Here is an 11,570-nt window from a genome sequence, read left to right on the forward strand (position 1 = left end):
GCCCGTGAAGATCCACAACCCGTTCCGCATCGGTCTGCTCGCGGGGCTGGGAGTGCTCGTCGCCCTCGTCATCGGGGGTGCCGTCGGCCAGCTCTCGACGATCCTGACCTACGTGGGCGCGGCCCTGTTCATCTCGCTGGGGCTCGACCCGGTCGTCTCGTGGCTCGAGAAGCGTCGGGTGCCCCGGGGCATCGCCATCGTGATCGTCCTCGTGGCCGTGGTGGGCGCCTTCGTGGGCGTCGTCTTCGCGATCGTGCCCGTCATCGTGCAGCAGACCACGAGCCTCATCCAGGCGCTGACGTCGTACCTGCAGAGCGTCACCACCCAGCAGTTCGTCGACAACCTGCAAGAACTCGTCCCCCAGAACGTCTTCGACGTGCAGGACGCGCTCGACTCCATCGTCGACTTCCTGACCAACCCCGACAACGTCGTCACGATCGGCGGCGGGGTCCTCGCCGTCGGCGTCGCGATCGGCAACGGCCTCTTCGGCACGATCGTCGTGGTCATCCTGACGATCTACTTCACCTCGTCGATCAACAGCGTCAAGCGCGCGCTCTACCAGCTCGTCCCGGCCTCGAAGCGGGCCACGTTCGTCGACATCTCCGAACAGATCAGCCAATCGGTGGGTCGGTACGTCATCGGCCAGTTCACGCTCGCGGCGCTCAACGGCATCCTGAGCTTCGTGTTCCTCACCATCATCGGAGCCCAACAGCCGGCGGTCTTCGCGTTCATCGCGTTCCTGGGGTCGATCATCCCCCTCGTCGGCACCATCAGCGGTTCGGCGATCATCGTGCTGGCACAGATCGCGCTGTTGCCCCAGTCACCGGCCACCTGGGTGACGACAGCCGTCTACTACCTGGTCTACATGCAGGTCGAGGCCTACCTGCTGAGCCCGCGCATCATGCGGCGGGCGGTCCGCGTCCCGGGCGTGATCGTCGTCATCGCGGCCCTCGTCGGTGGCACCCTGCTGGGAGTGCTCGGCGCACTCATCGCCATCCCCGTCGCCGCGTCGATCCTGCTGATCATCCGCGAGGTCTACGTGCCACGCCAGAACCAGCTCTGAGACGCGCCACGCCCCGGTCGCTCCGAGCCCGCGTGGTGGCCAGTCCGCCGTCCGGCGGACGCACCGTCAGGAGGCGCGGGGCGGCCAGGTGGACGGCAGCGGCAGGGCACCGGGCGCGACCCGACGGACGATCTCGGTCAGCACGCGACTGGTCTGCTTCTCGCCGACCCAGAGGTGCTTGCCTCCCTCGACGGCGACCACCTCGGCCTCGGGAACGAGGGCGAAGCGACGTCGCGCCTCGTCGGGACGCAGGTAGTCGTCGAACTCGGGCACGACGGCCACCACGGGCCGCCCGGAGTCGTGCCACGCCCCGAGTTCGGCGTCGGACGTGCGGTGCAGTGGTGGGGACAGCAGCACGACGCCGGCCACCTCGACGTCGAGGCCGTGCTTCAAGGCGACTTCGGTGCCGAACGACCAACCCACCAACCACGGGGTGGGCAGACCGCGATCGCCCACGAAGGCCACGGCGGCGGCGAGGTCGGCCGCTTCGGCCACCCCCTCGCCGAACTCACCCTCGGACCGACCTCGCGGAGACGACACCCCGCGGAAGTTGAACCTGAGCACGGCGAGGTCGGCCAGGGCCGGAAGACGGGCCGCGGCCTTCCTGATGACATGGGAGTCCATGAACCCGCCGGCGGTGGGCAGAGGGTGCAGCGCGACGATCGTGCCGACGGGCTCGCGGTCCGCCGGGAGGCTCAGCTCGCCCACCAGGGTCAGACCGTCGCCGGTGTGCAGTTCGACGTCCTCGCGGCGCGCGGGCAGCAGGACGCCCCCGCGGATCTCGAGAGGGTCGGCGTCGGGGGTCGTCACGAGATCCTCCAGCAGTGGGTGTGCCAATGGCGGCGGGCCGCCAGGTCGTCCTCGGCACCGAACAGCCCGTCGGCACGCCAGGCCACGACGTGCGGCGTCGCGGGAGCGATGCCCAAGGAGCAGCCGGGGCAGACGTACTCTTTGACGGCCGACGTCGCCGAGACCGACTGGACGTTGAACGAACGCCCGTGTTTGGTCTCGACCGTCAAGCCGCCGAACGACGCTCGGGTGACGTCGTAGGCCTCGTCGGCGTCACGCCGGTCGCGCGAGCGACGGGAGCGGTTGCTGCGGGGCATGACGACCAGCGTAGCAACGGCCCCCGAGGTCGAGGGCCGTGCGACGGATCAGTACCAGTTGTTGGCGACGGAATGGGCCCAGGCGCCACAGGGGTTGCCGTAGCGGCCGCCGATGTAGTTCAGCCCCCACGTGATCTGCGTGGCGGGGTTGGTCTGCCAGTCGGCACCGACGGAGCCCATCTTGCTACCCGGCAGGGCCTGGGGAATGCCGTAGGCACCACTCGACCGGTTGGACGCGTAGACGTTCCAGCTCGACTCTTTCTGCCACAGCGACACCAGGCAGTCGTACTGGTCGGAACCCCAGCCGCGAGCGGCCACGAGTTCGGCGGCGACGGCCTTGGCGCTGCCCGGGTCGGGGGTACCCGCCACGGGAGCAGACGACGACTTCTTGGCAGAGCCGGACGTCGCACCCGACGGGGCCTCGGGCTTCTCGGTCTCGGCCACCACGACGGGCGGGGGCGGCGGCGGCACGTACTCGGTCACGCCGTAGGCGTCCCGGTCGGCGACGGTCACGGCGGCACCGGCGACCGTGAGGGTCTGACCGGGGGCCGTTAGCACCGACGCAGCGCCCGGAACGGTCGTCGCGGCCTCGGCACCGGCCAAGGGGTTGACGAGCGAGGCCGACACGAAGGCGAACGACGCGCAGAAGCCGACGAGGGGAATTGCCACCCGTCGAGGGAATCCGGTTCGACGAGCGGCCGGTACGGCATCGCGGACGGGACCGGTGAACGCGAGGGAGCCGGCTGCGGGGCGTCGCACGACGCTCTGCGAGGCCGGCACGCGGATGCGCCGGCGGGTCGAGGGTCGTTCGACCGCGGCCGGGTGCTCTCGTCGAGAGGGACCGGGGGTCGGATTCGCTGCGTGCCTGCCCATGAGTCCGTCCAGGGTAACCGATGGGACGCCGGAGGGCCAGGGACGACCCGTCAGCGTGTCGGAGGCTCGGGGGAAGAGGAGAGGCCCGGCCGTGACCGTCAGCGGACGGCCAGCATGACGTCGACCACCGTGTCGAGCACCAGGTCGACCTGGCTCTCGCGGTAACCGCCGCGCTTCGCCCGGAAGACCGAAGCCCGGACGTCGTCGATGCTGAGGGGGCGGCCGTCGGTGAAGTAGCCGTGCAGCCGCCGGGTGAGGCGGTCGACGTCTCGCGGGTGGTAGCCGGTCGTGAGGATGCCCACCCTGTCGAAGCGGTGGCCCTGCGGTCGCTCGAGACGGGCCACGATGTCTTCCGCCCCGGAGCGCGCGGTCGAGAACCAGGTCGACTCGGCGCCCGACGAGACGGCCCGTTCGCGCTCCCGACTGGCGAAGGCGTCCTCGAGACGTTCGAGCGCGGCGTCGACGTGTGCCGTCGAGTACCCGTTCTTGGTCAACCCGAAGGCCGTGCGTCGGATGCGGGCGGAGTCGATGCCGAGGCCGGTCTCGCCGGCGTAGGCCTTCCGGGCCTCGACCAGGAACGCGTCGACCTCGTCGACGTCGTAACCCCGCTTGCCCTTGGGAACGATCGGGAATGTGCTGCTCACGGCCACCATCATGCCGCATGGGCCGATGGCAAGCCGCTGGACGCGCGGCCGGTCAGTACCGGCGGACGGGCGTCACGCGAAGAGGAGGTACAGGGCGTAGGCCGCGGCGGCCGAGGGCAACGTGCTGTCGAGCCGGTCGAGGAACCCGCCGTGGCCGGGAAGCCAGGTGCTGATGTCTTTGATGCCCAGGTCGCGCTTGATGAGGGATTCGGACAGATCGCCGATGGTGGCGGTCACGATGATGACGCCACCGAAGACGAGACCGAACCACCACGGCTCGTCGAGCAGGAAGACCGACAACAGCACGGCCGCGATGAGGCTGGCGGCCACCGAACCGGCGAAGCCCTCCCAGGTCTTCTTGGGACTGATGCGGGGCGCCATCGGGTGCTTGCCGAAGTTCAGGCCGGTCGCGTAGGCACCGGTGTCGACCGCGATCACGACGATGAGAGCCGACAGGGTCCACCACTGGCCGTCGGGTCGAGCAGCCATGAGGGCCATGAAGCTGCCGAGGAACGAGCAGTAGATCTGGACGAACGCACCGGCACCGAGATCACGACCCAGCGCGGAGGCGCCGGCTCGGTGCGACGGACGGGCCGTCTCGACGAGGCGCCACACGGAGACGACGACGATGCCGCCCACCAGAGCGGCCCACTGGCCGCCGGCTCCGCCGTAGAAGGCCGCGGGGACCACGGCCACGCCGGCGAGGACGCTCGGGAGGCGGGGCACGTCGCGCCCGGCGAAGCGCAGGGCACTGGCGAGTTCGAAGCACAACGAACCGATCAGGGCCGCCGCCACGATGATGAAGAACGCCTTGACGAAGATCAGGCTCAACAAGACCGCGGCCCCGAGCAGGACACCCACGGCGATGGCGGCCGGAAGGTTGCGACCGGTGCGCGCCGTCAACTTCTCGTTGCGCGAGTCGAGGCGCGCCTTGCCTGCCCGCAGTTGGTTCTCGATGTCGTGGCGGGCCGCTTGCGCTCGAGCGTCGAAGTCGGCCCGGCGACTACCGAGAGTGCTCTTCTGAGCCGGTGACGAGTCGTCGGGGCCGGCGCCGTCGGGTCGCTGTCTCATCAGACCTCGAGCAGCTCCGCTTCTTTCTTCTTCAACGCGTCGTCGATGGAGTCGATGTACCCCTTGGTGATCGACTCGAGCTCTTTCTCGGCACGAGCGACCTCGTCGTCGCCGACCTCGGTCTTCTGGGCGTCGAGCGCCTCTTTCGACTTGCGACGGACGTTGCGCACCTGCACCTTGGCGTCCTCGCCCTTGCTGCGCACGAGCTTGACGAACTCTTTGCGACGCTCTTGCGTCAGCTCGGGGATGGTGACGCGGACGATCGTGCCGTCGTTCGTCGGGTTGGCCCCGAGGTTCGGGAAGGTCGCGATGGCCTTCTCGATCTCTTTGAGGGCCGTCTTGTCGTAGGGGGTGACGATCATGGTGCGCGCCTCGGGCACCTGCAGCGAGGCGAGCTGGGCCAGCGGGGTCGGGGTCCCGTAGTAGTCGATCGGGATCTTCTGGAACAGAGCGGGGTTGATGCGGCCGGTGCGCACCGTCCCGAAGTCGTTCTTGGCGGCGTCGAGCGCCTTGTCCATCTTCTCGCGCGTCTCGGTGAGTACGTCGTTGATCGCCACTGGTGCTCCTTGTTCGGTTCGCGGTCGAGTTTAGTCGTCTAGTTGCTGACGATTGTTCCGATGCGTTCGCCGCGGATGGCGCGGGCGATGTTGCCCTCGCCTTCCATGCCGAACACGTGCATGGGCATGCCGTTGTCCATGCAGAGACTGAAGGCGGTCGAGTCGACGACCTTGAGCCCCTGCATCAGCGCCTCTTGGTACGTGAGCTGGTCGAGCTTGACCGCCGACGGGTCGTGTCGGGGGTCGGCCGAGTACACGCCGTCCACGCCGTTCTTGGCGACGAGCACCTCGGAGGCCCCGATCTCGAGGGCTCGCTGGGCCGAGACGGTGTCGGTCGAGAAGTACGGCAGGCCGGCGCCGGCACCGAAGATGACGACGCGCCCCTTCTCGAGGTGCCGCTCGGCGCGACGGGGGATGTACGGCTCGGCGACCTGGGTCATCGCGATGGCGGACTGGACGCGGGTCGCAGCGCCGGCCTGCTCGAGGAAGTCCTGGAGGGCGAGGGCGTTCATGACGGTGCCCAGCATTCCCATGTAGTCGGCCCGGCCCCGGTCCATGCCGCGCTGACTGAGTTCGGCACCGCGGAAGAAGTTGCCGCCACCGACCACGATGGCGATCTCGACGTCGGTCGCCGCGTCGGCGATCTCACGGGCGATGGAGCCGACCACGTCGGGGTTCACGCCGAGCTGGCCGCCGCCGAAGGCCTCACCCGAGAGCTTCAGCAGGACGCGTCGTCGTCCGGTGGTTTCCGATGTCATGCGAGTCTCCGTCTCGTCGTGGCCGTAGCCAGGTTAGCGAGTTCGGGCTGGTCGCCGTCCGTCGCCGATGATGCACCCGACGTCGTCACCTCGGCCGGGCATGGGAACGGGGTCCGAGACACGTTCGTCTCGGACCCCGTCACGGTGCTGTCTAGGCGCCGACCTTGATGCGGGCGAAGCCCGTGATCGTCAGTCCGGCCTCGGCGACCACCTTGGCGACGGACAACTTGTTGTCCTTCGCGTAGGCCTGGTCGAGCAGGGCGATCTCCTTGAAGAAGCCGGTGAGGCGTCCCTCGATGATCTTGGGCAGGGCCGCTTCCGGCTTGCCCTCGTTCTTCGCGGTCTCCTCGACGATGGCTCGCTCCTTGTCGACCTGCTCGGTCGGCACGTCGTCGCGCGACAGGTACGTCGGCGCGGCGAAGGCGATGTGCTGAGCGATCGACCGAGCGGTCTCGGCGTCGTCACCCGTGTAGCCCACGACCACGCCGACCTGCGGGGGCAGGTCCTTCGAGGTCTTGTGCAGGTAGATGGCGAACTGCTCGCCCTCGATGCGGTTGACGGTGCGCAGTTCGACCTTCTCGCCCATGAGCGCGGCCTCGTCGTTGACGAAGGCCTCGACGGTCTGGCCGCCGATCGCGGCGGCGTTGCCCTCGGCGGCACTGGAGGCTCTGCCCGCGTGCACCGCCTCGAGGACCTGGTCGGCCAGGGCGACGAACTTCTCGTTCTTCGCGACGAAGTCGGTCTCGCTGGCGAGCTCGATCAGCGTGGCGTACCCCGAACCGGGCTTGGCGGCGACGAGACCCGCGGTGGTCTGACGGCCCTCGCGCTTGGCGACGCCCTTCAGTCCCTTGACGCGGAGGATCTCGACGGCCTTCTCGATGTCGCCGTCGGCTTCTTCGAGGGCGTTCTTGCTGTCGACCATGCCCGCGCCGAGGCGGTCACGGAGGATCTTGACGTCAGCGATGGTGTAGTTGGCCATGTGTCTGACTTCCTTTCGTGGAGTCGGAAGGGTGAAGGAGAGGACTACTTCGAGTCGGCGTCGGCCGGCTCGGCCGCGGTGGCCTCGGTCGCCTCGGCGACGGGCTCGACGACCGGCTCGCCCAGGGGCTTCGCGGCGACCTGCGCGTCGGCGTCGTTCTCCTCGACGGGGGCCTCGGCAGCAGGTGCCTCGGCGGCGGCGTCGGCGGCCTTGGCCTCGCCCTGCGCGAGCAGCTCGGCCTCCCATTCGGCCATGGGCTCGACGGGCTGGTCGGCGTCCTCGGGCTTCTGGTGACGCTGCACCAGACCCTCGGCGGCAGCGTCGGCGACGATGCGCGTCAGCAGGCCGACGGAACGGATGGCGTCATCGTTGCCCGGGATGGGGAAGTTGATCTCGTCGGGGTCGCAGTTCGTGTCGAGGATGCCGATGACCGGGATGCCCAGCTTCTTGGCCTCGTCGATCGCGAGGTGCTCTTTCTTGGTGTCGACGACCCAGAGGGCGGACGGCGTCTTGGTGAGGTTGCGGATTCCGCCGAGCGTCTTGTGGAGCTTGTCGAGCTCACGCTTCTTGATCAGCAGTTCTTTCTTGGTGAAGCCCTGCGTGGTGTCGTCGAAGTCGATGTCCTCGAGCTCTTTCATGCGGGCGAGGCGCTTCGAGACCGTCTGGAAGTTGGTCAGGAGGCCACCGAGCCAGCGCTGGTTGACGAAGGGCTGGCCGACGCGGTTCGCCTGCTCGGCGATGGAGCCCTGGGCCTGCTTCTTCGTGCCGACGAAGAGGATGGTGCCGCCGTGGGCGACCGTCTCCTTGACGAAGTCGTACGCCTTGTCGATGTAGCCGAGCGACTGCTGCAGGTCGATGATGTGGATGCCCGAGCGCTCGGCGAGGATGAAGCGCTTCACCTTCGGGTTCCAGCGGCGGGTCTGGTGTCCGAAGTGGACGCCGCTGTCGAGCAGCTGGCGGATGGTGACGACGGCCATGGTCGTTCTCCTTGTTCCTGGGCGCACCCGCGGGTGCGCCTGCTTGTCGGTTGTCGGGCGACCGGTCGGTCGCCACTGCCTGGTGCCCGGGCACACGTCCGCCGAGCCCACCGTGAGGCGGTTCGGACCGAATGGACGTGGAGGCCGGGAGCGGCGCGAGGCGACCAGGTCGCCTCGACGTCGGTGCGTCCGAGGACGCACAGGGCACGCGAAGTCAGCCTGCTGAGCAGGCTGCATCGCTCATGTTAGCACCACCACGGGCCCGGTGAGGTGGAGGTCGACCCCGGGCGGGGACCCCGACGTGCACGAACGTCCCGCCCAGGATCTGGACGGGACGTTCGTGGATCGTGTCGGACTCAGGCCCTCGCCGACCGCCCCGCATCGGCCTGGACGGCCGAGGTGCCCATCTCCTCGAGCGAGCGCCCCTTCGTCTCGGGGATCTTCGCCAGCACGAAGAAGAACGACACGAGCGCGAAGAACGCGAAGATGCCGTACGACAGCGTGAGGCTGAGGGCGGCGAGGGTGGGGAACGACACCGTCACGATGAAGTTGGCGATCCAGTTGGCCATGCTGCCCACGCCGAGTGCCGTGGCACGGATGCTGTTGGGGAACATCTCTCCGAGCAGCACCCACATGAGCGGGCCCCACGTGGCACCGAACGACACGACGAAGAGGTTGGCCGCGACGAGGGCCACGGGGCCCCAGGCGCCGGGCAGCGACGGGTCGCCGCTCGCCGAGGTGGTCGCCTGGCTGAAGGCCAGGGCGGTGACGGCGAGGCTGACGAACATGCCGATGGAGCCGGTGAGCAGCATGGGCCGACGGCCGACCTTGTCGACGAGCCCGATCGCGATGAACGTGACCGCGACGTTGACGACCGCGGTGATGGTCGAGATGAGGAACGAGTCCTCTTCCTGGAAGCCGACGGCCTGCCAGAGGGTGGTCGAGTAGTAGAAGATCACGTTGATGCCGACGAACTGCTGCAGCACGGCGAGGATGATCCCGACCCAGACGATGGGCTGGAGGCCGAAGCGGGACCCCCGGATCGACGATTTCTTCTCGAGCTCTGCCTCGGTGCGGATCGAGTCCGTGATCTCTTTCAGGCTCGTCTCGACCGTCTCGGCCGGGACGATCGTCTGGAGGACCTTCTTGGCCTCGGCCTCCCGCCCGTCACCGGCGAGGTACCGCGGCGACTCGGGCAGACGCCAGGCCAGGACGCCGTAGACGACCGACGGGACGATTCCCACCAGGAACATCCAGCGCCACGCGGCGAGGCCGAAGAGCGACGGCTCGGATGCGCCGTCCGCCGTGACCGCGAAGAGCTGGTCCGACAGCAGGGCGGCGAAGATGCCGAGGGTGATGGCGAGTTGCTGGAACGACGCCAGGCGACCGCGGATCGCCTTGGGCGACACCTCGCTGATGTAGGCGGGGGCGATGACCGACGCGATGCCGATGCCGAGGCCGCCGATGACACGCCAGAGGACGAGGTCCCAGACGGCGAAGGCCGCGGCCGCACCGATCGAGCTGATCAGGAACAGACCGGCACCGATCAGCATCACCTTGATGCGACCCATCTTGTCGGCGAGGCGGCCGGCGACGTAGGCACCGATGGCACAACCGATCAGGGCCGAGGCGACCGCGAAGCCCGAGGCGAACTCGGTGAGACCGAACTCGTCGGTGATCGACTGGACCGCGCCGTTGATGACGGACGAGTCGAAACCGAACAGGAACCCGCCGATGGCCGCCGCCACGGCCAGCGCGGTCACCCGCCTGTTCAAGCTCTTCGTCGTTGCAGTGGTGTTCGACACCTGTACTCCTTCACGGCTCGAGGAGCAGGGCTCGTGGCCACGACTCCCCCACAAACGATGTGCACGGGGTGTTCGTGCACGGGTGAACCTTACGCCTCGCCGAGAAAGCTTGCGCAACCGGCAAGGTGCCGGTATGCGCTCTCACCTGCGGCCGACGACGCGGCTTCTCGTCACCCTCACGACGGCGGCCCTCGTCACGGTCCTCGCCGGGTCGCTCTCGGTCACGCCCGCGGTCGCGAACCCCCGGACAGCGAACCCCCGGGCAGCGAGCGCAGGAGGCGCGGTGTGGGCCTGGCCGGTCGCCTCGCCCCATCCGGTGGTCCGGCCCTTCGTCGGGCCGCCGAACCCGTGGTCGCCGGGGCACCGCGGCCTCGACGTCGGGACGGTCGAGGGCTCGGTCGTGACGGCCCCGGACGACGGCGTCGTGCACTTCGCCGGGGTGGTGGTGGACCGGCCGGTGCTGTCGATCGCCCACCCGGGTGGGGTGTTGAGCAGCGTCGAACCGGTGGTGGCCGACGTCTCGAAGGGCGACGCCGTCACGCGGGGGCAGACCGTCGGGGTGCTCGAGCGAGGGCACTGCCCCGACCGACCGTGCCTGCACCTGGGGGCGCGGATCGACGGCGAGTACGTCTCGCCTCTCTTGTTCCTGGGCGGGATCGAGCCGTCGGTGCTGCTGCCGACCACGCCCCGCTGAGCACCGGTCGGCACCGGCCGGGCCGACGACCGCAGCACGGTCGGGTGCTCGGAGGGTCCTCGGGCGTCGTGGGCGTCGTCGGGTGGAGCGTCGTCAGGCGCGCGGGTGTGCCGACCGGTAGCTGTCGCGCAGACGGTCGGTCGAGACGTGCGTGTAGATCTGCGTGGTGCCGAGGCTCGCATGACCGAGCAGCTCCTGGACGGCCCGGAGGTCGGCCCCTCCGTCGAGCAGATGGGTGGCGGCCGTGTGCCTCAATGCGTGCGGCCCCGCCGGCCCGCCGCCCGGGAGGTCGGCGAGCAGCCCGGCGACCAGTCGGTAGACGGCCCTCGTTCCGAGCCGCCCCCCGGTCGACCCCACGAAGAAGGCGGCGTCCGTGACCGGGGTGACGAGCGTCGGGCGGGCGAGGTCGGCGTACCGCCCCAGGGCCTCGGCCGCCGGCACCCCGAACGGCACGACGCGCTGCTTCGCCCCCTTGCCGGTCACCCGCACGGTCAGCCGTTCGAGGTCCACGTCGCCGAGGTCCGCCCCGACGAGCTCCGACACGCGCAGGCCCGCGCCGTAGAGCAGTTCGACGACCGCGAGGTCCCGGCGTGCCCCGGGGTCGCCCGTGTCCGCCCGGACGGCGAGGGACGCCAACAGGCCGTCGACCTGCTCGCGCGTGAGGACGCGCGGCAGGCGACTCTCGGGCTTCGGCGAACGCAGTCGGGCACCGACGTCGACCGTTGTGCGGTCGGTCTCGTCGAGCCACCGGGTGAAGGCCCGGACGCTCGCCGACCGCCGGGCGAGGGTGGCCCGGGCGAGCCCGGCCTGCGTGCCCTGCCAGAGCCAGTCGCGAAGCAGGTCGAGATCGAGGTCGCCGACCTCACCCGGGCGACCGAGCCGGTTCTCGGCGAAGGCGACGAGGGAGTCGAGGTCGGCCCCGTACGACCGCACCGTGTGGTCGCTGAGCCCCCGGCCGTCGTGCAGGTGGTCGGCGAACCGTTCGACCTCGCCCAGGAGGCGCGTCACGGCAGCACCCGCCCCTCGCGTCTCGACCCCGGCTC

13 protein-coding genes are annotated in these 11,570 nt (G+C 69.5%); 2 read left to right on the plus strand and 11 right to left on the minus strand.

Going from position 1 to position 11,570, the window contains the following annotated elements; translation table 11 throughout:
• Positions 1-4 precede the first annotated feature (4 nt).
• Complete coding sequence (locus ACIOSR_RS03135) at positions 5-1,063, plus strand: AI-2E family transporter (protein ID WP_123570340.1); 1,059 nt, start codon at positions 5-7, stop codon at positions 1,061-1,063.
• A 66-nt stretch (positions 1,064-1,129) separates the two neighbouring features.
• Here ACIOSR_RS03135 and ACIOSR_RS03140 read toward each other — a convergent pair whose 3' ends face one another.
• The 10 genes from ACIOSR_RS03140 to ACIOSR_RS03185 all read right to left on the minus strand — a co-directional run bounded on the left by ACIOSR_RS03140 (position 1,130) and on the right by ACIOSR_RS03185 (position 9,833).
• A complete protein-coding gene (locus ACIOSR_RS03140) occupies positions 1,130-1,873 on the minus strand; it encodes an alpha/beta hydrolase (RefSeq protein WP_371740338.1) in 744 nt (247 codons plus the stop codon).
• A complete protein-coding gene (locus tag ACIOSR_RS03145; RefSeq protein WP_056046157.1) occupies positions 1,870-2,169 on the minus strand; it encodes a hypothetical protein in 300 nt (99 codons plus the stop codon). The genes ACIOSR_RS03140 and ACIOSR_RS03145 overlap by 4 nt, the downstream gene beginning before the upstream one ends.
• A gap of 48 nt (positions 2,170-2,217) precedes the next feature.
• Positions 2,218-2,838, minus strand: coding sequence for a lytic transglycosylase domain-containing protein (locus tag ACIOSR_RS03150; RefSeq protein WP_402751820.1), 621 nt, complete (start codon positions 2,836-2,838; stop codon positions 2,218-2,220).
• A gap of 302 nt (positions 2,839-3,140) precedes the next feature.
• On the minus strand, positions 3,141-3,695 hold the full coding sequence (locus tag ACIOSR_RS03155) for a DivIVA domain-containing protein (RefSeq protein WP_056047652.1): 555 nt from the start codon (positions 3,693-3,695) through the stop codon (positions 3,141-3,143).
• 63 nt (positions 3,696-3,758) lie between these two features.
• Complete coding sequence (locus tag ACIOSR_RS03160) at positions 3,759-4,757, minus strand: phosphatidate cytidylyltransferase (RefSeq protein ID WP_402751821.1); 999 nt, start codon at positions 4,755-4,757, stop codon at positions 3,759-3,761.
• A complete protein-coding gene (frr, locus tag ACIOSR_RS03165; RefSeq protein WP_054145670.1) occupies positions 4,757-5,275 on the minus strand; it encodes a ribosome recycling factor in 519 nt (172 codons plus the stop codon). The genes ACIOSR_RS03160 and frr overlap by 1 nt, the downstream gene beginning before the upstream one ends.
• Positions 5,276-5,352: 77 nt before the next feature.
• Positions 5,353-6,072 carry a UMP kinase gene (pyrH, locus tag ACIOSR_RS03170; protein WP_056046162.1) on the minus strand — a complete coding sequence of 240 codons (720 nt, stop codon included), beginning with the start codon at positions 6,070-6,072 and terminating at the stop codon, positions 5,353-5,355.
• Positions 6,073-6,223: 151 nt separating this feature from the next.
• Complete coding sequence (tsf, locus tag ACIOSR_RS03175; RefSeq protein ID WP_402751822.1) at positions 6,224-7,051, minus strand: translation elongation factor Ts; 828 nt, start codon at positions 7,049-7,051, stop codon at positions 6,224-6,226.
• A gap of 44 nt (positions 7,052-7,095) precedes the next feature.
• Positions 7,096-8,028, minus strand: coding sequence for a 30S ribosomal protein S2 (gene rpsB, locus ACIOSR_RS03180; protein WP_173151079.1), 933 nt, complete (start codon positions 8,026-8,028; stop codon positions 7,096-7,098).
• Between the two features lie 356 nt (positions 8,029-8,384).
• Positions 8,385-9,833 (minus strand): sugar porter family MFS transporter, encoded by a 1,449-nt coding sequence (locus ACIOSR_RS03185; RefSeq protein ID WP_402751823.1) that lies wholly within the window; start codon positions 9,831-9,833, stop codon positions 8,385-8,387.
• Positions 9,834-9,966: 133 nt separating this feature from the next.
• On the opposite strand from ACIOSR_RS03185, the gene ACIOSR_RS03190 reads away from it, so the two are divergent.
• A complete protein-coding gene (locus tag ACIOSR_RS03190; protein WP_402751824.1) occupies positions 9,967-10,527 on the plus strand; it encodes a murein hydrolase activator EnvC family protein in 561 nt (186 codons plus the stop codon).
• Positions 10,528-10,620: 93 nt separating this feature from the next.
• Here ACIOSR_RS03190 and ACIOSR_RS03195 read toward each other — a convergent pair whose 3' ends face one another.
• Entirely contained in the window at positions 10,621-11,535 is a 915-nt protein-coding gene (locus tag ACIOSR_RS03195) for a tyrosine recombinase XerC (RefSeq protein ID WP_402751825.1), read from the minus strand.
• Between the last annotated feature and the right edge of the window lie 35 nt (positions 11,536-11,570).

Origin of the sequence: Frigoribacterium sp. NPDC087798 (genome assembly GCF_044742985.1) — a bacterium.
In the GTDB taxonomy this organism is placed as follows: domain Bacteria; phylum Actinomycetota; class Actinomycetes; order Actinomycetales; family Microbacteriaceae; genus Frigoribacterium.

What these genes read in the sequence shown, in the direction of transcription:
- ACIOSR_RS03145 (WP_056046157.1), bottom strand. Translation starts at nt 2,169, where the DNA reads ATGCCCCGCAGCAACCGCTCCCGTCGCTCGCGCGACCGGCGTGACGCC.
- ACIOSR_RS03155 (WP_056047652.1), bottom strand. Translation starts at nt 3,695, where the DNA reads ATGGTGGCCGTGAGCAGCACATTCCCGATCGTTCCCAAGGGCAAGCGG.
- ACIOSR_RS03160 (WP_402751821.1), bottom strand. Translation starts at nt 4,757, where the DNA reads ATGAGACAGCGACCCGACGGCGCCGGCCCCGACGACTCGTCACCGGCT.
- frr (WP_054145670.1), bottom strand. Translation starts at nt 5,275, where the DNA reads ATGGACAAGGCGCTCGACGCCGCCAAGAACGACTTCGGGACGGTGCGC.
- pyrH (WP_056046162.1), bottom strand. Translation starts at nt 6,072, where the DNA reads ATGACATCGGAAACCACCGGACGACGACGCGTCCTGCTGAAGCTCTCG.
- tsf (WP_402751822.1), bottom strand. Translation starts at nt 7,051, where the DNA reads ATGGCCAACTACACCATCGCTGACGTCAAGATCCTCCGTGACCGCCTC.
- rpsB (WP_173151079.1), bottom strand. Translation starts at nt 8,028, where the DNA reads ATGGCCGTCGTCACCATCCGCCAGCTGCTCGACAGCGGCGTCCACTTC.
- ACIOSR_RS03190 (WP_402751824.1), top strand. Translation starts at nt 9,967, where the DNA reads ATGCGCTCTCACCTGCGGCCGACGACGCGGCTTCTCGTCACCCTCACG.